This window comes from Bacillus sp. 220_BSPC (assembly GCF_001054655.1).
GTDB classification, from domain to species: domain Bacteria; phylum Bacillota; class Bacilli; order Bacillales; family DSM-1321; genus Peribacillus; species Peribacillus frigoritolerans.
Map to the genome: position 1 here is coordinate 50,032 of NZ_JVPL01000120.1, position 22,826 is coordinate 72,857.

The 22,826-nt window shown below is 40.9% G+C and carries 21 protein-coding genes; 1 reads left to right on the plus strand and 20 read right to left on the minus strand.

Annotation, left to right across the window (positions count from 1 at the left end; all coding sequences use genetic code 11):
- Positions 1 to 67 precede the first annotated feature (67 nt).
- From ADA55_RS07975 to ADA55_RS08000, 5 genes are all read right to left on the minus strand, one after another.
- Positions 68 to 2,173, minus strand: a complete 2,106-nt coding sequence (locus ADA55_RS07975; RefSeq protein ID WP_048681707.1) for a sigma 54-interacting transcriptional regulator — start codon at positions 2,171 to 2,173, stop codon at positions 68 to 70.
- 886 nt (positions 2,174 to 3,059) lie between these two features.
- A complete protein-coding gene (locus tag ADA55_RS07985; RefSeq protein WP_048681713.1) occupies positions 3,060 to 4,397 on the minus strand; it encodes an APC family permease in 1,338 nt (445 codons plus the stop codon).
- 376 nt (positions 4,398 to 4,773) lie between these two features.
- Positions 4,774 to 5,826: an NAD(P)H-dependent glycerol-3-phosphate dehydrogenase gene (locus tag ADA55_RS07990; RefSeq protein ID WP_048681716.1), complete on the minus strand. Its 1,053-nt coding sequence runs from the start codon at positions 5,824 to 5,826 to the stop codon at positions 4,774 to 4,776.
- A 16-nt stretch (positions 5,827 to 5,842) separates the two neighbouring features.
- Positions 5,843 to 7,153 (minus strand): ribosome biogenesis GTPase Der, encoded by a 1,311-nt coding sequence (der, locus tag ADA55_RS07995; protein WP_034308039.1) that lies wholly within the window; start codon positions 7,151 to 7,153, stop codon positions 5,843 to 5,845.
- A gap of 497 nt (positions 7,154 to 7,650) precedes the next feature.
- A complete protein-coding gene (locus ADA55_RS08000; protein WP_048681719.1) occupies positions 7,651 to 8,271 on the minus strand; it encodes a YphA family membrane protein in 621 nt (206 codons plus the stop codon).
- A gap of 112 nt (positions 8,272 to 8,383) precedes the next feature.
- On the opposite strand from ADA55_RS08000, the gene ADA55_RS27945 reads away from it, so the two are divergent.
- Positions 8,384 to 8,515, plus strand: coding sequence for a YpzI family protein (locus ADA55_RS27945; RefSeq protein WP_065421122.1), 132 nt, complete (start codon positions 8,384 to 8,386; stop codon positions 8,513 to 8,515).
- Between the two features lie 67 nt (positions 8,516 to 8,582).
- On the opposite strand, the gene fni is transcribed toward ADA55_RS27945, so the two are convergent.
- The 15 genes from fni to ADA55_RS08075 all read right to left on the minus strand — a co-directional run bounded on the left by fni (position 8,583) and on the right by ADA55_RS08075 (position 22,780).
- The gene (fni, locus tag ADA55_RS08005) at positions 8,583 to 9,629 is read right to left on the minus strand and encodes a type 2 isopentenyl-diphosphate Delta-isomerase (RefSeq protein ID WP_048681786.1); all 1,047 of its coding nucleotides are present in this window, start codon (positions 9,627 to 9,629) and stop codon (positions 8,583 to 8,585) included.
- A 19-nt stretch (positions 9,630 to 9,648) separates the two neighbouring features.
- Positions 9,649 to 10,788 (minus strand): 30S ribosomal protein S1, encoded by a 1,140-nt coding sequence (rpsA, locus tag ADA55_RS08010; protein ID WP_048681722.1) that lies wholly within the window; start codon positions 10,786 to 10,788, stop codon positions 9,649 to 9,651.
- A gap of 215 nt (positions 10,789 to 11,003) precedes the next feature.
- On the minus strand, positions 11,004 to 11,591 hold the full coding sequence (locus ADA55_RS08015; protein WP_176702867.1) for a lysophospholipid acyltransferase family protein: 588 nt from the start codon (positions 11,589 to 11,591) through the stop codon (positions 11,004 to 11,006).
- Positions 11,588 to 12,262 carry a (d)CMP kinase gene (gene cmk / locus ADA55_RS08020; protein WP_048681724.1) on the minus strand — a complete coding sequence of 225 codons (675 nt, stop codon included), beginning with the start codon at positions 12,260 to 12,262 and terminating at the stop codon, positions 11,588 to 11,590. The genes ADA55_RS08015 and cmk overlap by 4 nt, the downstream gene beginning before the upstream one ends.
- Before the next feature lie 192 nt (positions 12,263 to 12,454).
- On the minus strand, positions 12,455 to 12,640 hold the full coding sequence (locus ADA55_RS08025) for a YpfB family protein (RefSeq protein ID WP_048681726.1): 186 nt from the start codon (positions 12,638 to 12,640) through the stop codon (positions 12,455 to 12,457).
- 68 nt (positions 12,641 to 12,708) lie between these two features.
- On the minus strand, positions 12,709 to 13,233 hold the full coding sequence (locus ADA55_RS08030) for a flagellar brake protein (protein ID WP_048681729.1): 525 nt from the start codon (positions 13,231 to 13,233) through the stop codon (positions 12,709 to 12,711).
- 292 nt (positions 13,234 to 13,525) lie between these two features.
- On the minus strand, positions 13,526 to 14,881 hold the full coding sequence (ypeB, locus tag ADA55_RS08035; RefSeq protein ID WP_048681731.1) for a germination protein YpeB: 1,356 nt from the start codon (positions 14,879 to 14,881) through the stop codon (positions 13,526 to 13,528).
- 14 nt (positions 14,882 to 14,895) lie between these two features.
- A complete protein-coding gene (gene sleB / locus ADA55_RS08040) occupies positions 14,896 to 15,720 on the minus strand; it encodes a spore cortex-lytic enzyme (protein WP_373689801.1) in 825 nt (274 codons plus the stop codon).
- Positions 15,721 to 15,856: 136 nt separating this feature from the next.
- The gene (gene prsW / locus ADA55_RS08045) at positions 15,857 to 16,543 is read right to left on the minus strand and encodes a glutamic-type intramembrane protease PrsW (protein ID WP_048681744.1); all 687 of its coding nucleotides are present in this window, start codon (positions 16,541 to 16,543) and stop codon (positions 15,857 to 15,859) included.
- 97 nt (positions 16,544 to 16,640) lie between these two features.
- Entirely contained in the window at positions 16,641 to 17,606 is a 966-nt protein-coding gene (locus tag ADA55_RS08050; protein ID WP_048681748.1) for an asparaginase, read from the minus strand.
- A 27-nt stretch (positions 17,607 to 17,633) separates the two neighbouring features.
- Positions 17,634 to 18,602, minus strand: coding sequence for a YpdA family putative bacillithiol disulfide reductase (locus ADA55_RS08055; RefSeq protein WP_048681751.1), 969 nt, complete (start codon positions 18,600 to 18,602; stop codon positions 17,634 to 17,636).
- Positions 18,603 to 18,757: 155 nt separating this feature from the next.
- The gene (locus tag ADA55_RS08060; protein ID WP_048681753.1) at positions 18,758 to 20,035 is read right to left on the minus strand and encodes a Glu/Leu/Phe/Val family dehydrogenase; all 1,278 of its coding nucleotides are present in this window, start codon (positions 20,033 to 20,035) and stop codon (positions 18,758 to 18,760) included.
- 270 nt (positions 20,036 to 20,305) lie between these two features.
- Positions 20,306 to 20,881: a genetic competence negative regulator gene (locus tag ADA55_RS08065; protein WP_048681755.1), complete on the minus strand. Its 576-nt coding sequence runs from the start codon at positions 20,879 to 20,881 to the stop codon at positions 20,306 to 20,308.
- A 91-nt stretch (positions 20,882 to 20,972) separates the two neighbouring features.
- Positions 20,973 to 21,866 carry a MerR family transcriptional regulator gene (locus tag ADA55_RS08070; RefSeq protein WP_048681758.1) on the minus strand — a complete coding sequence of 298 codons (894 nt, stop codon included), beginning with the start codon at positions 21,864 to 21,866 and terminating at the stop codon, positions 20,973 to 20,975.
- Between the two features lie 98 nt (positions 21,867 to 21,964).
- On the minus strand, positions 21,965 to 22,780 hold the full coding sequence (locus tag ADA55_RS08075) for a metallophosphoesterase (RefSeq protein WP_048681761.1): 816 nt from the start codon (positions 22,778 to 22,780) through the stop codon (positions 21,965 to 21,967).
- Positions 22,781 to 22,826 lie beyond the last annotated feature (46 nt).

Genomic DNA, 22,826 nt, shown 5'->3' on the forward strand with positions numbered 1-22,826 from the left:
CGAAAATGCCCTCATAAAAATAAAAGCCGTTGACAAGTGATTTTCATCACTCGGCAACGGCTTTTAATCAAAATGCATCATTTTCGATTTTCTTACTTTGTTCAGCTAACACTTTTTGATACTTCCTGCTCACTGACGATTGACTTATCCCAAGCGCTTTAGCCGCTTTGGTCGTGGTTTTATACTGTTTCATGGCAAGCATGATCAATTGTTCTTCCACATGATCCTGTGCTTCCTGCAGCGGAAGGATTCTCGTAATGATGGGTTTCGTTTGTTTAAAGTCACTGCCCACAGGTATGAACCTTTGAATGAAGTCAGCATCGATCATCTCTTCATCTGCAGAAACAACCAATCTTTCAATCATGTTCTGCAACTCACGAATGTTTCCCGGCCAAGTATAGACTTCCAGTATATTTAATGCATCGGGGGAAAAGTGATAATTCCGCTGATACCTTTCATTCAGTTTTTGCAGGAAATGAAAGGCTAGCGGCGGTATATCCTCCGGCCTTTCCCTTAATGGGGGCACATGTATGGGTATGACGTTCAATCGATAGAATAAATCTTCTCGGAACGTGCCCATCTCGACCATTTTTTCCAGACTCTTATTCGTGGCCGCAACAATTTGAACATCAATGGAAATGGGTGTAGTGCTGCCAATCGGTATCACTTCCTGTTCCTGGAGTACCCGCAGCAGCTTGACTTGCAGATGTATGGGCATGTCACCCACTTCATCCAGGAATAAAACACCCTTATTGGCCTGCTGAAAGTATCCTACCTTCCCGTTTTTATCCGCTCCTGTAAAGGAACCCTTCGTATAACCAAACAATTCACTTTCGAGAAGGTTTTCCGGAATCGCCCCGCAATTTATCTTCAGGAAAGGTTGTTTAGATCGCCTGCCCATTTTATGAATGGCTTCAGCTATCACTTCTTTACCTACTCCCGACTCCCCATTGATTAATACAGTAGATGAAAAATGGGCGATTTTCTTGACTTGGCTGATTATCTGCTCCATTTTAGGACTTGCAAAAACCAACTCTTTATAAAATTGATCCTGTTTTTTGAATGAGTCCAGTTCTTTCCTCATTTCATTTAATTCCGATTTCAATTGTGTCGTTTCCGTTATATCCCTTGATGCAATGACTATTCGATCTATTTCCCCTTTTTCATTGAACACAGGGGTGCCGACGGAAAGGACTTTCTTATTCATTTTCGTATCTTGGACAATCGATACTTTCTTTTTTTGTTCAAGGACTAACCGGGTTACCGAAGGATTAAAAATCCCTTCATCCTCTAATTGCAAGAGATTCTTCCCGATATAATCTTTTAAGTCCTTCCCCCAGAATCCCGAGATGATGCTGTCACTATAGCGCAGCAGCTCTCCTTTTTGATTGACTACAAGTATTTCATCATAGATATTCGCTAAAATGGCATTCAAGTCTTTATTCGAGCTTTTTATCAATTCTATTTCCATGGCCATTTCCTCAACCATCGGTAAATCCTGAACGATGATGATCAGGCCTTCGACTTCTTTTTCATGGTTCAGAATCGGGCTATAGTCGACAAGCACACTCATGACATCAGTAATCTCCAACTGATTCAGAATACTGCTCCCGCTGGCAAACACGCTATGTATATGCTGCTTATTGAAGATGTTCGCAGCAGGTTCATTAAGGACTTGTTCAGAAGGTTTTTTTATCATCTTCAAGCCTGATTCATTGAAGTTCACGATATTCTTTTCTTTATCAGCCACAAATATCCCCATAGGAATGGAGGTTAAGATAACATTTAGCAGGTCTAAATTTTGTTTGCTGTCCTGCTTGAATAATTCAGCTAATACATCTTCCCTTTTTACATAACCGGTTAGCATGCCATCATCCGTTTTTATCAGCACGATAGGTTCACCGATAATTTGAAACAGATGCGGCAAGGAAATGTTAGGGTGCAATTTACAAACATTATCAATCGAAAAAGCATACTGTAAAAGCTGATCGACTGTCGTTATTTTTTCATTTAACGGGAGGTCATCCATACGGATATACGCAAACACTTGATTTTCCTTCATAAGAAAGAAGAAAGGTTCCTGTATCTCATGAATATTTTGGTCTGAAAACGTAGGCTGATCAATTGTTATAGTTATGAATGGTCTAATTTTATCATCCGGAATATATAACACAGTTTCACTCTCCTTTTGTAACCTAACCTATATTTTATCACAATTCCGAATTGCAAGATAAAAAATAAGAGGCACCATTACTCATATCCAGCATTTACCTTTACTTGTTCCACGACAAAAGGGTCCTTTAACGGACCCTTTTGACCTAAAAACCTGATATGCAGCTTAGACTTATTTTATAAAGGACCGTCCACCTTATCTTACATTCCAATCATGTTTGAATTTTGCTTATTCCTGTTTGTTATGATTCGTGGATGGACGTCCCCTGCTAAGGCTTTTTATACAGATGGGACAGCTCTCGCCATACCGTCATTACGGCTCCATACCTGTTTGCAACACTATAAGGTACCAAGGGTAAAATGTAGCTTCCAATGCTTCTGCCCCCGTCACTTTTCCCTATTCATTCCCCTACGTAATTTCCCAGATGGATAAATACCATCAAAAGCAAGGCGACGAACGTTAGTACCGCATTTGCATTCGCACCGATTTTCCTAACCATGACACGGAACCGTCACAATAATCAGTAAATTCAACGCTTATGGAAAGGTCAGTAAAGAAGGAAATTTATTAAAAGCAATATAATTGAAATGAATAATTAATCCATCAGTATCGACTAGCCTACAAAAACAGGCATATGCATGAATGGACTTTGCATATGAACCTTTACCGATTCCTGCCGAAGGAATGACTTTTCCAACATTACATAACTGTACACCATGAAAGCTCCCGGGAACCAAACTAAGCGACATATTCTTGCTCTAAGCTCTGAATACATGTTGCTAACGGCATGAACGGGATAGAACGACAAGCAATAGCATTACTGACCTCTTCATTTATCATCAGCCATATAACACCCTCCTTCGTGTAATGAAACAGTAGATTAAATTCACTGTGCTTTTTCAAAATGAAATAGCGGAGGGGATTCCGTAAACCATTTGGTCCGATACAGAAGATAACCAATCCCAATTACCGCCCAGACTATTCCTAAAATCAAGGAACTCATCTCGAGATTAAGCCAAAGGATGAAGACTGAAGCCGCGCCTAAAACCGGGGAAAGAATAGTTGAAAGAAAACCTCTAATCGTTCTGAAGCTTTTGTTTCTTATCGAATGGACGATTACGGAAATATTCACGAAGGTAAAAGCGATTAATGCCCCAAAGTTTATGAGGGAAGTGGCCGTAACCAAATCAAGGAATAAGGCAACCAGTGATATCGACCCGACAAAAATGACATTAAAAAATGGCGTGTTGTACTTGGGGTGGACAAACCCAAATAGTTTTTTCGGGATCATTTGGTCACGCCCCATGACATATAGCAACCTAGAAACACTAGCGTGAGATGCAAGACCGGAGGCAAGGGTACCGCATAAGGTTCCTGCAAGAAAGAATGCCTGAAATAACTTCCCGCCCACGAAAAGGGCAATTTCCGGAGAAGCTGCTTCAGGATCGCTAAAACGGGAAACATCCGGGAAAAATAACTGTGTAAAAAATGATGCTGTCACGAATAAAACCCCTCCGATCAGGGCAGTCAAAAAGATGGCCCGGGGGACCGTTTTGGATGGATTCGGTGTTTCTTCCGATAAAGTAGTGACTGCGTCAAACCCCAAAAAAGAAAAACAAAGGATTGTAGCACCAGTTATGAGCGTCGAGACTTCCATATGGGGCCCGATGAATGGCTGAACCGACAAGACCTCTCCAGTCCCTTCTCCACCCATGACTCCTTTAACGACAAGTACGCCAAAAATGACGATGACCAACATTTGAAAAAAAACAAGGAAGCTATTAAAGTTGGCCGCAAAATTAACATTGAATAAGTTAATGACTGTCATTAAAAGGACAAATGCCACCACCCAAATCCACGGGTATACTTCCGGAAAAAGAGCAGTTAAGTATATTTTTGTCAAAATGCCGTTCACCATCGGTAAAAATAAATAGTCAAGTAACGAAGACCACCCGACAAGGAAGCCTAAATGCGGACTGATCGTTTTTTGTGTGTAAGTATAGGATGAACCTGCCTGCGGATATATTTTAACCATTTTTCCATAACTGGCTGCTGTAAACAACATTGCCAAAAGAGCAATGATATAAGCGGTCGGTACATGCCCCCCGGTTTTTTCGGAAACTATCCCGAATGTATCAAAAACAACCATCGGCGTCATATATCCAACACCGAGCAATACGATATGCCACAAGTTTAAAGACCTTTTCAGATTACCTGTTTGCATGTATCATTCCCCTTCCTTTTTAAGCGAGAAAATGGTAACAAACTTTTCTCGCCTCCCCTTAAAATTTTTTGGTCATATTACACTTCGCAATTTTCATACCAAAAAAAAGGGTCGATTTTTCACAAAAAACAAGGAAATATGTAGAATGATTTATGCAAATTTGAATAATCTATTCAATTATTCATAAACAGAAGATTTTTTGCCCATAAAAAAAGCAGAAGATATTTAGATATCTTCTGCTCATTTGACTAAATCCCCCGTGCCGAGGTCAAATTACTAGTTTACTTTCGTTGCATTGTATGCTGATACACGGCAAGGCGCATCATCAAATGCCTAATTTAATGAAATTCTTTTATGAAAATCAACAGATTGGAGATTAATCCTGCTGCCTGCTATCCAATATGTTAAAAAGTTCTTCCATCTCATTCGTTTTTGAACGATTCATCAAAAGGTCAACTGCCTTTTTCACTTCTTCCCCATTGAATAAAACATCGTACAGGGCTTCGGTGATCGGCATATTCACTTCGTACTTTTGGGCTAGTTGATAGGCGGCTTTAGTAGTTCTGACACCTTCAACGACCATCCCCATGTTTTCCAAAACTTCTTCAAGCTTTTGCCCTTTACCAAGCATATTCCCAGCTCTCCAATTACGGGAATGAACGCTTGTACAAGTGACGATCAAGTCGCCAATCCCAGCTAAACCTGAAAACGTTAGTGGGTTAGCCCCCATAGCCACCCCTAGACGGGATATTTCAGCCAACCCTCGAGTCATTAATGCAGCCTTGGCATTATCCCCATAGCCTAAACCATCCGTGATGCCGGCAGCCAAAGCAATGATGTTCTTTAAAGCCCCTCCGATTTCAACACCAATCAAGTCCGGATTCGTATATACACGGAAATTATTATTGATAAAGATGTCCTGAACCCTTTCGGCAGCTTTCATATTCTTTGAAGAAACGGCAACTGTTGTCGGGTGACGTAAACTGACTTCTTCTGCATGGCTCGGTCCTGAAAGAACCACTATATCCTTAAGCCATTCTGACGAAGAGACTTCTTCAATCATTTCCGATATACGAAGCAGGGAATCAGGTTCAATTCCCTTACTCACATGAACGATTGTCAATGGTTTATCATGAGCCTCTTCAATCTGACCAAGCACTTCCCGATAGGCTTTTGTAGGAACAGCCAAGATTATTATTTCAATCCCGGCCAATGCTTCCTTAATGGAAGAAAAACCTTTAATCCCCAAAGGCAATTCAATCCCAGGCAAGTATTTTTCATTCGTATGATTTTGATTGATTTCATTAATTTGATTCTGATTATGTCCCCATAACCTCACTTCATGCTGGTTATCAGCGATTACAAGCGCTAAAGCAGTCCCCCAGCTCCCAGCTCCAATCACTGCGATACTTTCTTTTTCTTTTACCACGGTATAACCACCTTTACTATTTTCTCTGGCGTCCAAAAATTCGTATTGGTGTTCCTTCAAAACCAAAGGCATCCCTAATTCGATTTTCTAAAAATCTCTCATATGAGAAATGCAATAACTCCGGATCGTTAACGAATACGACGAAAGTTGGCGGCTTGATGGCTACCTGTGTCGTATAGTAAATTTTCAAACGGTTTCCATTATGAGTCGGTGTCGGATTCATTGCCACGGCATCCATTACCACTTCATTCAATACATTTGTCTGAACCCGGATAGCATGATTCTCACTAGCCTGATCAATGACCGGTATTAAGGTATGTGTCCGTTTTTTCGTTAAGGCAGAAAGATAAATGATTGGCGCATAATCCAAGAACAGGAAATGAGCCCGGATCTTTTCTTCAAAATCCTTCATCGTTTTTTCATCTTTCTCGATGGCATCCCACTTATTGACGACGATGATGACCGCCCTACCCGCTTCATGGGCATATCCTGCAATTTTCTTATCCTGCTCACGAATTCCTTCTTCGGCGTTCAGGACTACAAGAACAACGTCTGAACGTTCAATTGCCCTTAATGCACGAAGTACGCTATATTTTTCCGTACTTTCATACACCTTGCCTTTTTTCCGCATCCCCGCTGTATCAATAATGACATACTCTTTGCCATTGTACTTATACGGAGAGTCAATCGCGTCACGAGTCGTACCTTCAATATCACTGACAATGACGCGTTCTTCACCTAACAATGCATTGACCAGAGAAGATTTACCTACGTTCGGTCTTCCAATCAAACTGAATTTAATGACATCATCAGCATAATCCGGGCCGTCAAATTTAGGGAAATGTTTAGCCGCTTCATCCAGAAGGTCACCAAGACCAAGTCCATGAGACCCGGAGATCGGGAATGGATCGCCAAAACCTAACGCATAGAAATCATAAATTTGATCTTTCATTTCTGGGTTATCGACTTTATTTACTGCAAGGACAACCGGCTTTCTTGATTTATAGAGTATCTTTGCGACCTCTTCATCAGCAGCCGTTACACCTTCGCGACCATTCGTCATAAAAATAATCACATCAGCTTCGTCAATGGCAATTTCAGCCTGCTGGCGAATTTGTTCTAGGAACGGCTCGTCACCGATATCAATTCCACCTGTATCAATAATGTTGAAATCATGTGTCAACCATTCACCCGAACTATAAATCCTGTCCCGGGTCACTCCAGGAACGTCTTCGACAATCGAAACCCGTTCTCCAACTATTCTATTAAAGATTGTCGATTTTCCCACGTTCGGACGACCGACTATCGCAATTACCGGTTTTGGCATTGCTATTCACCCTTTCTGCTACTATATCTCTGTCAAAGTCACGAAATTCATGAATGCATTTATTACGGTTGCTTTGCATTATTGATTTTCATAATTTCCTTTTAAAGGAAAAGGTTGTATTCATCATCATTTAAAGGAATCTTTCATCAGTAAGAATAATCCCAACTGATGTTCAGTTAAAATCATCAGGTATTCACGGGCGGTTTGTCCACTTGACGCCCCGGTTCCTTAGGTGACATGAAGCTGAACCCTCTGCATGCTAAAACATGATTCTAAACAGCCCAAAAAAATGAAGAAAGCTCCGGCATACGGCTTCCTTTTTAATTGTTTAGAGCATTTTACGATTTATCTACAGACCTCTAACTATCCTATAGTAACAAATTTCTCGCCAATCAACAATGATTGTATGAATAAAAGCCTTCCAATTCCAATTGGTTCCATTTATATTTCTGCCTTTTGATAAAACAGCTAATACCCCATTTTAATTTTCTCCATACTCATTGATTAAAATTCTCTTTTCCTTGTTTTGATAAAAATCTCGAATGGGAAATTGTATAAATGTATTGGCCAACCAGTTCCAACATTCTCAACAGTATGTTTGCTCCCAATACCAGCACGGCATTATCATGCCATGCGTAAGCAAGGGCCACATAAGGTAAAGAGTGGTAAGCAAGTAATCCGGAATAGATGATATCTCCCAGCAGCATCCCAATTAAAAGGACGAACAATCGATGTTTCCAATTTTTAAAAAGTAATAATATAAGATAATTAAGGAAAATACACAAAAGATAAGATGGTTTCATTATGAGCCATATCGGATCAAGTAAAGAAAAAAGTTGAAAACTCGCATAAGCGAGAGTGATAATAAGACTTCCGCTGATCAGTTCCATCATCTTGATGATTGATTTCTTCCTAATATACACACACAGAATAAAGAAAAGATACGGTCCGCTCAAATGGACGGAAACCAACGGAGCCTCCAGTTTATAGCCCGCTAATACCATTACGGCTAATAGATGAAAAAGAAAATCAAAACGAAAGGGAACCGTTTTCGGAATAAAATACATGACAATGACCCAAACTATCCATGAAATCCAATAAAATATAATTCCATCCATGCAGCGTCCCCCCTTTAAGGAACATTATGGCTTGTTTATTCAAAGTATAAACGTTAAGCACGGCATTTAATGAGGAAAGCTTCCCCCTATCATGTAAAAAGGAGGTGTGAACATGGGAAAAGATCGACAAGAGAAGAAATTGAGAGAAAGTAAACGGGTGGAGTCCGACAGGGACCAATCACTGGGTCATAAAGGGGCAACAAGTATGGAAAGCCCTGAAGAGGCACGAAAAAGGAATAGTTAAGTCTATCCATGAACAAAAAGGAAGCATCTCCATTCGATTCAATGAGATGCTTCCTTTTTGTGGTCACTCATTTAGCATATGCCGAACAATCAATGCCTCTTTGAGATAACCAATGATAGGTATTTCCTTTGATGACCAGTTTCGATTTTCTTAGCTCTGAGATATTACCGCATCCGAGTGCAGTCATGATGACCTTTAAATCTTCATGTATGTAATGTATTTCTTTAATCAATTGTTCCAAGCCCAACTCTTTATATAGCTTGAGGAAATGTCCGGCCAATCCGACACCTCTTGCTCCTAGCGCCAGGCTTTTTGTAATTTCCAAAGGGCTTTGAATGCCACCCGAACCTATAACTGAAAGCTGTGGTGAAACATTTACCGCTTCGACAATCGATGCGGCTGTCGGGATGCCCCATTCATTAAAATATCCGAGTATTTTTGCACGTCTTTCATTCTCGATTTTAGCAAAATTCGTTCCGCCAAACCCGCCTACATCTATGATTGAAACACCTACGGAATGTAATTGCTGCACCGTTTCCATACTCATCCCAAATCCAACTTCTTTTACGATGACAGGAATTCCAATCGTTTTATTGATTTTTTCTATTCTCGAAAGGGTACCCGCAAAATCCCTGTCCCCTTCAGGCATCGTCAATTCTTGGATGACGTTAATATGTATTTGAAGGGCATCGGCCCCGATCATTTCGCTTGCCCGCTTAGCCTGTTCGACTGTTGCTTCACCACCGAGATTACCAATCAACACACCATCAGGATTTTCCTTCCTTACAACTTTGAAAGAAGCTTGCTGGCCAGGATCCTTGATGGCTGCCATTTGCGATCCTACCGCCATGGCGATTCCCGTTTCCCTTGCAGCAATGGCTAGGTCACCATTCAATTTTTCCGTTTCAGGGCCTCCGCCTCCGGTCATGGCATTTATAAAAATTGGCGAACTTAATTCAAGTTCGCCAACTTCTGCCGTGAGGTTCACATTATTCAAGGAAATACCTGGTAAGCTTTGGTGAATAAACGAAATATCTTCTAGTCCGGTTTGATGCTGCTGTCCTGTCTTAAGCGCAAATTCTATATGATCTAATTTTCGTTGTTTTCTCTCCAAGGCCATCACCATTATTATCTTATTTTAGTTTTTTCAATTGATCACCGATCATTTCACCTAGCTGAAAACCCTTCGATTCTTCAGGCATCTCATAATCTGATGTGTTGTAATTGGATTGAGGTTCTTCAAGTTCCTTGATGCTCAATGATAAACGCTGATCCGTTTCATTGACTTCGAGCACTTTCACTTCGACAGACTGGCCTTCTTTAAGTACTTCTTGCGGTGTGGCAATATGCTTGTGTGAAATTTGTGATATATGGACAAGCCCTTCTACGCCTGGAAAAATTTCCACGAATGCACCGAAAGAAACAAGGCGTTTGACGATACCTTCCAGTGTAGAGCCTTTGGCAGCTTTTTCTGCAATTCCTGCCCAAGGTCCAGGAAGGGTATCCTTGATGGAAAGTGAAATCCTTTCATTATCACGATCGATGGATAGCACTTTCACCTGCACCTTATCCCCTTCGGAAACGACATCGGATGCCTTGTCGACATGCTGATGGGAAAGCTGTGAAATGTGGACAAGGCCGTCTACGCCACCAATATCCACGAACGCACCAAAATCGGTAATCCTTTGGACCACACCCTCAAGCACTTGCCCGCTTTCAATCTTATCCAAAACGTTTGCTTTTTGCTTTTCCTTTTGGTCCTGGACCACAGCCCGATGTGAGAGGATTAAGCGATTTTTGTCTTTCTCAAGCTCAACGATCTTGAATGTTAAAGTTTTGTTTTTGTAATCAGAAAAGTCTTCAACGAAATAGTCTTCTACTAGAGAAGCTGGAACAAAACCACGTACGCCTAGATCTACGACAAGCCCGCCTTTGACGACATCTTTAACTTCAGCCTCAAATACGTCTCCATTTTCAAATTTCAATTCCAGGTCATCCCATGCCTTAAGAGCGTCAATTTTACGTTTTGATAGAATGAGAGCTTCTTCTTCGACTTTAATGACTTCCAGCTCCAATGCATCACCTTCCGAAACGGCATCTGACGCCTTTTCGACATGCAGGCTTGAAAGCTCACTGATAGGTATGATTCCATCAGTCTTGCTGTTTTCCACATCGACAATGACCTGTTTTTCTTCTACCTTTGAAACGGTTGCTTTAACTTGATCCCCAACTTTGTAATCGTTCACTTCTACTTGGTTCATATCTTCTGTCATTACTAACTCCTCCTTAACCCATGACTGATCAGCAAATTTCCTCTTCATCGGCCACATATTTTATTTAAAGTGGTTCAATAAAAACACTTTCCTAATAAAGATAAAAACAGTTTTTTTTAGAGTAATAAAGTTATATTCCTTTTCATCGGCAATAAGGAACAATACCCTTATTTTATAAAATCTAACAAAATCAGAAAATTGTCAAGTATGAAGGACTATTTATGCTCGGAAATCAATTTCCCAATATGCTCCATGATGATCTTGGTAGCTTCATCGGCTGATATTTTCTGTTCACGATATTCGGTAAAATTTATTGGAGGACCGTAAACGACCTTCAATGGACGTAAAAATTTATATGGGCCGATGATTGCACACGGTATGATAACGGCATCAGACCGCAACGCGAAAAATCCGGCACCCGCCAAACCTTCTCCCAATTCACCGGTCTTGCTTCTGGTTCCCTCGGGAAACAGACCAATCGCCTTGCCCTCCTTCAAAAGCTTTAAGCCTTTTCTAAGGGATTCCCGATCGCTATTGCCGCGTTTCACGGGAAAAGCATTTACTCTTGGTAATATACCCTTTAAAACAGGTGCATGAAACAACTCTTCTTTCGCCATGAAATGAATATCCCTTGGAGACGTCATGCCAACTACGGGCGGATCCAAATTATCAATGTGATTGGCACAGATCAATACCCCGCCCTCTTTAGGGATATGTTCCTTTCCAAGTGCTTTAACCCTAAACGAAGGCGTTAAAACGCCTTTTACGATGTTCTTGGCAAATGTGTAAAAATCCAATGTCATCTTTTCCTCTCTTCTATTAAAGACATGATGCTTTCTGCGACTTCCTGAATCGATAATGAGGTCGTATCGATTTCGATAGCATCCGCTGCCTTTTTCAGTGGCGAAACCTCGCGTTCGGAGTCCAGCTTGTCCCTTGTTGCGATTTCTTCCCTTAATTTTTCGATATCTGATGGAAAACCTTTCAATATATTTTCCTGATGCCTCCGCTGTGCCCTTTCATCCACAGAAGCGATTAGAAATACCTTTACTTCGGCGTTTGGTAACACATGCGTACCGATATCCCTGCCATCCATGACGACACCGCCATTTTCACCAAGGATTTGCTGCCTGCGAACCAATTCCTCCCGGATGCTCCGGTGCTTGGCCACTTCCGAAACGGAACCAGTCACTTCATTGTTCCTGATTTGGGCTGTCACGTCCTCGTTATCCAAGAACACCAACTGCCCATTTTCACTTGGTCTTAATTCGATTTCCGTATTGATGAGAACTTCTGATAATGCTTGTTCATCATCAAGAAGAATCTTTTGATTAAGGGCCTTATAGGTAATGGCCCTATACATTGCCCCTGTATCCACATATATGTAATTGAACTTTTCTGCAACAATTTTAGCAACCGTGCTTTTTCCAGCAGCTGCTGGTCCATCGATTGCGACTGATAATTTTTTTTTCATAAATCCTCCCAAGAATCCTACAATCATGCTGATTATTTAGTACCTTTTCATTTTATCACAACTAGCGGGAAAATCATTAATAAAAGGGATGTCTACGTTCAAAATCACCTTTGTTCTTTTTTGATCCCTACAGCCATCATAAGTTATCCTTTTATTGAAAAGCTTCTTACAAAAAAAAGCGGATCACCGCTTTTACTTATGGGTCCCATTGAATGTTTCAATGATTTTCGTATAATTATTGCTGGTGACACCTTCATACCTCGAGAGCTTGGTCAAATCAAAGATTTGGTCCTCCCTGCTCAAAAGGAATTGGAAAAAAAATAAGCAGGCCAATTGGATGATGATCACTTTAATTAATAGTCTTTCAAATGTTTTCATATAAGCCGCACCCTCCATCCGTTTATATTAGCAGTATGGATGGAATCGCTGTTTTTCATTCAATCATGTTAAACATGCAAGCCTTTTTTCTTTAAATCCACCTGCTTTTCAAATATAAACCTCATTAATGTCTGTATATCATTTTTTGAAGGTTCAAGAAATTGGACGTGCAGCAGCATATTTCCATGTTCTTTTTCCGTTACGCGAATGACTTTGCTTTTTAACCTTAAATAATGAATCTCACCTGATTTCATCGTAAGCGCCATCCACAGGTATAATTGCGAAACCGATTGAATAGCAGTGCCTTTTAAAAGCCTTATGGAAGCTCCGCCAGCGCTGATATCCTCCGTTAATGCACGAAAAGGGGTAAACTCGGAATGTTCTGGATGAATGGCCGTATCCAAGGTTACATCCAGGCGCACGAATTGCCTCCGCTGGATTTTAACAAACGTTTCTGGTTCGGGCAGCAATAGTTGCATCATGGGTATTCTACCTTTCACTTTTCCAAGCACTTCAGACTCGAATACATAAACAGCCTGCTCTTCATTGGAAACTGTGACATTGAACTGTGTCCCCATCCATAAGGAATGCAATTTTCCCAGTCTCTTAATCGATGGGAAAGTCCGTATAGAAACAACCCGTCCCCATTTCTACAACCATACAATTGAACTTTTCCTTCTGTGATGTGTATTTCGGTTAGAGCATTAATATATCACCAATTCTAAACATCGTCGTCCACGTCCTTTTCGGTAGGGAGGAAACCACATAATATTACCTATGAAATCCCCCATATAATCCAATAATCATGAAGTTATTATGTCATGAAATAAGAAAAAGGGAAAGTGACTAAGCACATTTCCCCATAACTTATGATTGACGATTCTTTTAAATTAAATTCTCGTATACCGGTTCGGAATTCTTTAATTTTTCAACCTTTTCTTCTTGACCGGTATCTGCATTAATGAAAATACGGTAGGTATCGTCTTTAATCGTACCGAGAAATTCATAACAAAGAACTTCTTCACCAATATCATTGGTGATTAACGCCTTTCCTTCTTCCATTATTTTTACGTTGCTGTTGATTTTGTCCTTAGCCTCTTTCTCGGATATATTCGGATTCCCTAATTCCCTGGTTTTATGTGATTTTAAATACTCATCAGCTGAAAACCCTATAACGGATCCATCATCCAATGCGATTTTGACCTTGACTGAATCCGGATAAATCTTGACCCCATTTTCTGATGTCACGAAATTCAATAATGCGATATTATCGTATTGAGCACTCTCAAATAATTCAAGTGAACTGAAATCATGTTCCTTTAAAAAAGCTTCGGCTTTTGTATAGGCTTGATTCAAATCAATATTTGTTTTGTTCACATCTCTATTATTGATATACCAAATAGGGTAACCGCCTTTTTTTGTCAAATCCATATTCAATTCAGTATCGGAATCTTTATCGAGGATGCTCACACTATAAAATCCATAATCGGAACCTTTACCGTTTTCTTCCACATTCACCTTCAAATTTTTGCTTTTTGAGTGTGCATAGTTTTTTGCTGTCGCGATTGCTTCTTCTTTCGAAATGGTTTCACCTTGCAAATTTTTGAAGTTTTCATCCCTCTGTTGTGCAGAAGTAAAAGTCGGGTTCATCTCATTCGTTTCCCCGTACCCAGATACTTTTTTCTCTACCGTCTTTAATCCGTCAATGATCGTGTTATCCGAATTTTCTTTCCCTGATGCAAGAGCCATTTCGACATCCATCCATCTTAAATTGTTTTTAAGGACTAGATACTGCACTTTCCTTAACTCTCCCTGGATGTCTCCTGCCTGTGTGTACAAGGATTGCAGTGTCGCATATTCCTTATCATTCAATGGTTCTTTTTCAAGGTCCCGTACCGCTGTTTTATAACTGAAGTCCGCAATTTTTGATAAAAATTCCTCTGTCTTGTTAAAAGGAAGCAAGGTCAATGGCAACTGCCCGACATCACTTTGGGCTTCGGAAGTGATACGCCAAACATCTGTTAACGCCGGACTTAATGAATAACGTGAATTCATGGCCAAAGTACTGCCGACCTTATCGTGCAATAAATCCACTTGATAGCTTAAATCATGAAAGGCTCGCTGATACGTATTTTCCGCGTTGATTAATACAGCATTTTTTTCCTTATGTTCTTGATAACCCCAGAATGCAGTTCCCGCAACAACTACAACAAGCAGGGCAATCACTATATTCCTGATCATTTCCCTTCACCTCTTTACTTACAAAAGATATGTTTTCCGATTCTTTTAATTTGTTCCCTTGACCAGATCCATTTGCTTGTAGCCGTATCGGGATTAAAGTAATATTCTGCATTACCAGTTGGGTCCCACCCATTGATAGCATCCACCACGGCTTCTTTCGCCCTTTCGTTCGGTGTAAGCCAAATCTGTCCATCCGCAACAGCCGTAAACGCCCCAGGTTCAAAAATCACTCCCGAAATGGTATTAGGAAATGCAGCACTTTCCACCCTATTCAGGATTACTGCTGCAACGGCAACCTGACCAGTATATGGCTCCCCTCGCGCCTCTCCATAAACGGCATTGGCCATCAGCTGTATATCGTTTTGAGAATACCCCCCTGGAAGATTGGCAGATGTCGTTGGTTTGGAAGGGGCCTTTCCGGTAGCGGTCCCTCCAGTTCCAGTTCCTTTCGCTTTTACCTGTTTTTCAATGGGGACTCCCCCATAATAGGTGAACTCGTTTCCTTTATTGATTTGCTCATGGACCCATGCTTTATTGAAATTAGACGCATTCGCCAACTTCTGTTTTGTTGTAGTCCCTGCTAAACCATCGATTGGAAGCCCGAAATCTTGTTGAAAGTTTCGAAGTGCCCAATAAGTGCCCCATCCATAGGCTCCATCAATCTTTCCCTTATAGTAACCGATGTTTTGCAGGCGTGCCTGCAGTTCAATTACATCATTTCCAACCGCACCTTTTTGAATGACTTGGCTCGAAAAGGCATTTGTTCTTGTTTCCGGGTAAATTCCGAAACATATAGTTATACACGAAAACAGCAAAAGCCATTTCCATTTTGACGAAATCCCTTTCATCAAAAACACTCCTCTTTTTCTTGAATTAATGTAATTCTATTTTCTTCTTTACTGGCTTTTTTATTCCAAACATAAAAAAAACGGAGCGGGCAAAATATGCCAGCACTCCGTTTTTTGATAGTATTCGTCATTTGCTAAGGTAATGATTCTGTGAAAGTTTTTCTGCGTGAAAGTCAGACAACAAACGTGCTTTCTTTACTTTTTTCATGCCTAACCACCATAGATAAATCATGAATGGCATAATTAAGTACACCCAAAATTTTTGGGAAACCAAAATATAATCGTAAACCCCATGTAACGAAATTGGTATGATCAATGCCAATAATAAATAGACCCTATTATTCGAAGCCGAAAATTTCGCCTTGCCCAAATAATATCCCATGATCACACCGAACAAAGCGTGACTGGATACAGGGAGAACGGCCCTGAGAAAAGCGTGTTCCACCCCGTTGGCCAGCAGGTACAAAATATTCTCCATTGTGGCGAATCCAAGGGAGACTGCAGCTCCGTAAACAATCCCATCATAAGGCTCATCGAATGCCACATGCTGATAAATAACGTAAATGAGTATGAACCACTTGAAGAATTCCTCAAGCAGTGCAGCCCATAAAAAAGCATTTGCTAAATCCGTATTCAAGATATGTTCGGTTTCGAGCACATACTGTATGAACATAATCGGAAATACAAGAAAAACACCGAATATAAATGTTTTGACCACAACCGATATCGGTTCGGTCTCATATTGATCTTTCAAATAGAAATAGCTCAGTAGCGCCAATCCTGGCGCAATGGCCGCTGACAACATGACCAGCATTAGCTGACCCTCTTTTCATCTTCGTTTCCTTAATCGTACCATGGAATGAAGAAAAACTGAATCCAAGAATCAACTCTTCCATATTTTATTTAATCCTTCAGTACTTAAAGAAGGTCTCATCTATAGGGTTTTCGCTTGCCAGCATGACAGCTAACTTGATTCGTGCCTTCTTGCTGTCATAATCAGCGCCTAAAATCACACCGCGTTGTTTTAGATCAAATGCGCTGCCTTCATAATCATAAGCAGGGTACACTTTTCCTTCTTCTGCACTTGTAGTCATGATGATCGTTATTCCTTTATCGATTGCAGCTTGTATGGAGGTTACCATTACAGGGGTGACTTGTCCCCTTCCTACACCCTCGAGCACGATGCCTTTCGCACCGTTTGCAACCGCAGCATCAATAAAGAGGCCGTCAGCTCCTGTATGGCACTTGATGATATCCACCCTTGGGATGCGATTCTGAATATCATAACACTCCCTATGTAAAGGTTTCTGATAGATGCTCACGACATCATTATCAATTATCCCCAAATATCCATAGCCAAAAGATTCGAATCCCTGTAAATTGGAAGCATGTACTTTTTTGACATACTTTGCTGAATAGATCCGCTCATTAAAAACGACCACTACCCCAACATCCCTAATAAGATCACTCGCAGCGCATAATATCGAATTCCTTAGATTGGAATATACATCGGTGCCCACTTCTTGGGGAGAACGTTGGGAACCGGTTAATACGATTGGACGTTGATCTTTACTCGTGATATCAAGGAAATATGCCGTTTCTTCAAGTGTATCCGTACCGTGTGTCACGACGATTCCCGTAACTTCAGGATCCTCCAATTCCTTTTGTATGGCTGATTGAAGCTGCTGCATTTTCTCAAAGGACATGGACATGCTTGAAATCTGGAAAAGATCAACCACTTTAACCTCGATATCGCTGGGCAATTCGCAAAGAGATGCCAACTCATGGCCAGTCAATGCACCAGAGGCCAACATCCCATTCGCAGTTTCTTTACTGGCAATAGTCCCACCAGTCGTTATTAATGATATTTTTTCCATACGGTCACAGCTCCTCATTTATATCATTCACTTTTCTTTAACGGCCAAATGATAGGCAATCAATCCACCATGAAACCTGCCGTTCTCGATGAAGATTTCGTTCGCATTATTTCCGGCTGCCAGAACTCCTGCAATATAAAGACCTTTAACGTTCGTTTCCATCGTTTCCTCGTTATATGCAGGCCTTCCGGTCTCCTTATCAATAGTAATGCCCATTGCAGCTAAAAAGGAATGGTCAGGATGGTAACCAGTCATTGCAAATACAAAATCATTTTTAATGACTTTTTCCTCATCACCTACATGATAAATCACGCTGTCTTCCGTTATCCTGTCGACATTCGCATTAAATTCCATCTTGATCGTTCCATTGCGGACTAATGATTCGAATTCCGGAAGAATCCAAGGTTTGATACTTGGAGAGTAATCCGATCCTCTATAAAGGACTGAAACCCTTGCTCCTGATTTGACCAATTCCAAAGCTGCATCCACACTTGAGTTTTTGCCACCGATGACTGTAACATCACAATTATAGTAGGGATGGCCCTCCTTGAAGTAATGAAACACTTTAGGGAGCTGTTCGCCCGGTATGCACATATAGTTAGGATGATCATAGTATCCGGTCGATATGATCACATGCAGAGCTGTATAGTCCCCTTTCGATGTCTTGACCAAAAACTGGCCATCTTCTCTTTTTTCCACTTTTTCCACTTTTTCGAATGTATTGACCCGCAATTCTTTCCTTCTGACTACCTCCCTATAATAGGCTAGCGCCTGATTGCGGACCGGTTTACGGTTTTCGATTATAAAAGCGACATCTCCAATTTCCAGTTTTTCACTCGAACTGAAAAATGTTTGATGTGTCGGATAACGGTAAATGGAATCAACCACATTTCCTTTTTCAATGATCAGGGACTGTATTCCCACTTCTTTAAGAGCGATCGCAGCAGCCAATCCACACGGGCCCCCACCTATGATAATGACTTCTTCAACATTCATCTTTATTCTCCACTGCCTTTCCATCCACTATGTGTGATACGTTCGTCTAAAAATAAAAACTCCTATCAATACATGATAGGAGTTTTTACAATTCATTTCAATGATAAAGCAATGAACATGATGTTAACTATATATTAATACTGATTTGAATCCTTTTAGATCCAACCACGGAAGCGGGAAGCTTCAGCCATTTTTCTTACGCCGATCATATAAGCCGCTAGGCGCATATCAACGCGTCTTGATTGAGCAAGTTCATAAATGTTATTAAAAGATTTTACAAGGATTTTTTCCAGCTTTTCGTCCACTTCTTCTTCAGACCAGTAATACCCTTGATTATTTTGTACCCATTCGAAGTAAGAAACCGTTACACCGCCAGCAGAAGCAAGCACATCAGGAACAAGAAGGATTCCGCGATCCGTCAGGATTTGTGTCGCTTCAATTGTTGTAGGTCCGTTAGCTGCCTCGACAACGATCGATGCTTTGATATCCGCAGCATTTTCTTCAGTGATTTGGTTTTCGATTGCAGCCGGAACTAAAATATCACATTCCAATTCAAGCAGTTCTTTATTTGAAATTGTGCTTTTAAACAATTTCGTTACGGTTCCGAAACTATCTCTCCGATCGAGAAGATAATCGATATCCAATCCCTCAGGGTCATGGAGTGCACCGTATGCATCTGAAATACCAATGACTTTAGCTCCTGCGTCATGCATGAACTTAGCTAAGAAACTACCTGCGTTACCGAAACCTTGAATGACGACCCGTGCCCCTTTAATATCGATGCCGCGTTTCTTGGCAGCTTCATTGATACAGATCGTTACACCCTTAGCAGTGGCTGATTCACGGCCATGAGAACCACCAAGCACTAGCGGTTTACCCGTAATGAATCCTGGCGAGTTGAATTCATCCATACGGCTGTATTCATCCATCATCCAAGCCATGATTTGAGAATTTGTAAACACATCAGGTGCCGGGATATCTTTAGTCGGCCCCACGATTTGGCTAATTGCGCGAACGTAGCCCCGGCTCAGTCTTTCAAGCTCACGGAATGACATATTACGAGGATCACAAACGATACCGCCTTTACCCCCGCCGTATGGCAAATCTACGATGCCGCATTTCAAACTCATCCAAATGGATAATGCCTTCACTTCACGTTCCGTTACATTAGGGTGAAAACGGATACCGCCTTTTGTAGGCCCAACAGCATCGTTATGCTGTGCACGGTAACCCGTGAAAATTTTAACCGATCCATCATCCATGCGTACCGGTATCTTTACCGTCAATAAACGCAAAGGTTCCTTCAACAGCTCAAAAACTTCCTCCGGGTAACCCAGCTTATCCAAAGCTTTATGTATTACAGTTTGGGTTGACCTCAGTACGTCGTGTTTTTCTTCTTCATTTACATGGCTATTGCCTTTTGCCGATTCCATTAAAAGTACCTCCTAGAAAATCTCATCCGTATATAAAATTATAATGTACAAATAGTCCTCTTCATGTGCTAGTATACACCTTCGTTACATTTATGCAAGAGTAAAAATGGGAAATTAAAAGTTGGAAATATTCTAAAAATGAAAACGTTATCATATCAACTGCTTTCTTACTCTTTTACCGTATATCTTGTTCGGCCGAAAGTTGACACAAAAAAAGGCAAACCACATTTTTTCACCGTAATGCGGCTGCCTTGTCTCATTTGTCTTACGTCAGCTAAAATGTGTGAGCAAAACATGTATCGCTTCATTTTCGATTATACATGTTCCATATTCATTGATGCGGCTGAGTGTCAATGTAGATGCATGGCCATACTCAGCCGCTAGAGATATGACCGTGTCATATGTCGTGTCTTTAACATTTTCGATAAGTAAATAGTATCTACCCTCAAAATGATAAAGGGTACTTTTAAGCAAACCTTGAAAAGATAATCTATGAGATAATTGGACGATATCTTCAAAGTCATCGAAAACATAAAGAATATGGGGGAAGTCATCAATTTTCACCTGTAAATCCAAGAATTCCTCTTCGTCTGCCAATAGTTCCTCTTCGTCCTTTGTCACGATGATTATCAACCCTTGCGCGGGCAAGGAGAAAATTTCGATTGCAATGGAGCCACTCATTTTAAAGCTGAGTTCTTCGCACGCTTCTTCGACCATATCCTGAAATAGCTTGTGAACCTTTAAGGAATTACCTAAAATATCTTCTTTCGTTATGCCTCTATCAATTAAATCATCAAGGGTCAAAAAAATCTTGATTTTATTATTAGTTAATCGTTCCAGCTTCATAAAAAAATGCCCCCTGGTTACCATCTTCATACATCATATGAAGCCTTGGTCGCAGGGTGCATATCCATTATTTCTCCTAAGACGCCCGTCGCTAACCTTTCAGCCACTCCTCCCATTTCGATTGCGTGTCCCCCATTAAGACTCCGCTGAAGGCAGTTCGGTCTTCTTCAGAAATAAGGCTCAAAGCTGCACCGCCAAGACCCACCTTCAAATCCGGAAAATCCTTTAATAAAGATTCGACCAGCTTGAATGTTCCAGCAAGATTCTCTTTCAGTGAACATGACATGAATAGGTAAGAGGGCTTAATGATGTTTAAAACGGTGAAAAGGTCCTTATCTGCAATGGATTCTCCTAAATAAATGGTTTCATACCCTTTCCGCTTCAAAAAAATGGTGAAGATCAATAGTCCAAATTCATGTTTTTCACCGGGAGCACAAACGGTAAGGGCTTTCGGAAGAAAACCATTAGTCGGAATTGTATGCATAACCGAACTGATCCTGGATTTTATTATGTTCGACGCAAAGTGTTCATGAGCGGAAGTAATTTCTCCCCTTTCCCACTTATCCCCAATCTGAACCAATATTGAACCGAGTACATCCACTATGGTTTGTTCGATTGTATACATACTGAATGCTTGGCTTATCATCATATGGGCTTTATTTTCATTGAAATTCAATAGAGCTTCGATTAATTCATCCGATAACTTAATCGCTTGTTCATCCTTACGGTTCGTTTCAGGAACTCCAGGCGCTAGGGTGCCAGTACTTTCGAGAAGAGAAACGGCTTGGCTTATTGTAAAACCTTGCTTTGTTTTAGTAATGAGCCACTTAAGGATTTGCAGGTGTTTTTCAGTATACAGCCGGTGCCCCGATTCATTCCTGATAGGTTCGATAAATTTATAGCGCCTTTCCCAAGCCCTAAGGGTTCCCGACTGAATGTCCAGCAGTTTTGAAACTGCCTTTATATTATATTTACCTTCTTGCATGGTTTTACAAGGCCTCCAATAACTGTACGATCATTTGATGAAATTATAGTGGATTTTTCAAGGTCTGTAAAATCCCGGTATGCTCGCTTAAAAGCAGCCTAATAGGTTTTTTCCACAGCTTCGCCTATTTCAGTGTCTGTCCCCCTTTTCAGGGTGAAGAGGTGCGTTTCAGGCTTAGCTTCAAGCCTTAAAGGCACTGCGCTTGTCCCATAGCCATTACTCGTCATATATATACATTCCCCCTCTTTTTTAACACTTCCGATCTGATAGGGCCCGAATCCGAATATGCGAATCTGCCCGCCATGGGTGTGACCTGACAGGACAAGACTAATATGGTGTTCCGGAGTCAACTGTTTCTTGACCAATGGATTATGGCTCACCAAAATCCGGAAATCTTCATTCCCGCAATCCGACAGGGCAAGGTCAAGCCTATCACGTTCTTCCGATATATCATCAATGCCCAGAAGAGCGATTTTGCTGCCATTCTGAGACTCAAAAGAAACAGCTGTATTATCAAGGATCTTCACCCCATGTTTCAAAAGAGTCGCATCCAGTTCATGGTAGTCCCCTTCATAATCATTATTACCCCAAACAAAATAAAGGGGACCAAGTTCTTTTAGTTTCAAAATATTTTTTTCCACACGTTCTAAGGGAACCCCGCTTTCCCTAATGTCACCGCCGATTATCACCAAATCTGCCTTGTCACGTGTTTCCTCAATCAATTTATCCGCAATGATCCGCCGATGAAGATCGGATATAAAAAAAATCCGCACATCGCCAAAGCCTTCAGGAAAGTCTTTAAAATATAGGTTTTGAGAAACCACCCTATCTTGCATAGCCGTACGCCACATGTAAAAGATCATGGCAAATGACAGCAGGATGATGATTAAAAATAATCCAGATAACCATAACATCTTCGTTAAACCTTCTTTCCATCCTTATCCAAACGTACTTTCATAT

What these genes read in the sequence shown, in the direction of transcription:
- ADA55_RS07985 (WP_048681713.1), bottom strand. Translation starts at nt 4,397, where the DNA reads ATGCAAACAGGTAATCTGAAAAGGTCTTTAAACTTGTGGCATATCGTA.
- der (WP_034308039.1), bottom strand. Translation starts at nt 7,153, where the DNA reads ATGCCAAAACCGGTAATTGCGATAGTCGGTCGTCCGAACGTGGGAAAA.
- ADA55_RS08000 (WP_048681719.1), bottom strand. Translation starts at nt 8,271, where the DNA reads ATGGATGGAATTATATTTTATTGGATTTCATGGATAGTTTGGGTCATT.
- ADA55_RS27945 (WP_065421122.1), top strand. Translation starts at nt 8,384, where the DNA reads ATGGGAAAAGATCGACAAGAGAAGAAATTGAGAGAAAGTAAACGGGTG.
- rpsA (WP_048681722.1), bottom strand. Translation starts at nt 10,788, where the DNA reads ATGACAGAAGATATGAACCAAGTAGAAGTGAACGATTACAAAGTTGGG.
- ADA55_RS08015 (WP_176702867.1), bottom strand. Translation starts at nt 11,591, where the DNA reads ATGACATTGGATTTTTACACATTTGCCAAGAACATCGTAAAAGGCGTT.
- cmk (WP_048681724.1), bottom strand. Translation starts at nt 12,262, where the DNA reads ATGAAAAAAAAATTATCAGTCGCAATCGATGGACCAGCAGCTGCTGGA.
- ADA55_RS08025 (WP_048681726.1), bottom strand. Translation starts at nt 12,640, where the DNA reads ATGAAAACATTTGAAAGACTATTAATTAAAGTGATCATCATCCAATTG.
- ypeB (WP_048681731.1), bottom strand. Translation starts at nt 14,881, where the DNA reads ATGATCAGGAATATAGTGATTGCCCTGCTTGTTGTAGTTGTTGCGGGA.
- prsW (WP_048681744.1), bottom strand. Translation starts at nt 16,543, where the DNA reads ATGCTGGTCATGTTGTCAGCGGCCATTGCGCCAGGATTGGCGCTACTG.
- ADA55_RS08050 (WP_048681748.1), bottom strand. Translation starts at nt 17,606, where the DNA reads ATGGAAAAAATATCATTAATAACGACTGGTGGGACTATTGCCAGTAAA.
- ADA55_RS08055 (WP_048681751.1), bottom strand. Translation starts at nt 18,602, where the DNA reads ATGAATGTTGAAGAAGTCATTATCATAGGTGGGGGCCCGTGTGGATTG.
- ADA55_RS08060 (WP_048681753.1), bottom strand. Translation starts at nt 20,035, where the DNA reads ATGGAATCGGCAAAAGGCAATAGCCATGTAAATGAAGAAGAAAAACAC.
- ADA55_RS08065 (WP_048681755.1), bottom strand. Translation starts at nt 20,881, where the DNA reads ATGAAGCTGGAACGATTAACTAATAATAAAATCAAGATTTTTTTGACC.
- ADA55_RS08070 (WP_048681758.1), bottom strand. Translation starts at nt 21,866, where the DNA reads ATGCAAGAAGGTAAATATAATATAAAGGCAGTTTCAAAACTGCTGGAC.
- ADA55_RS08075 (WP_048681761.1), bottom strand. Translation starts at nt 22,780, where the DNA reads ATGTTATGGTTATCTGGATTATTTTTAATCATCATCCTGCTGTCATTT.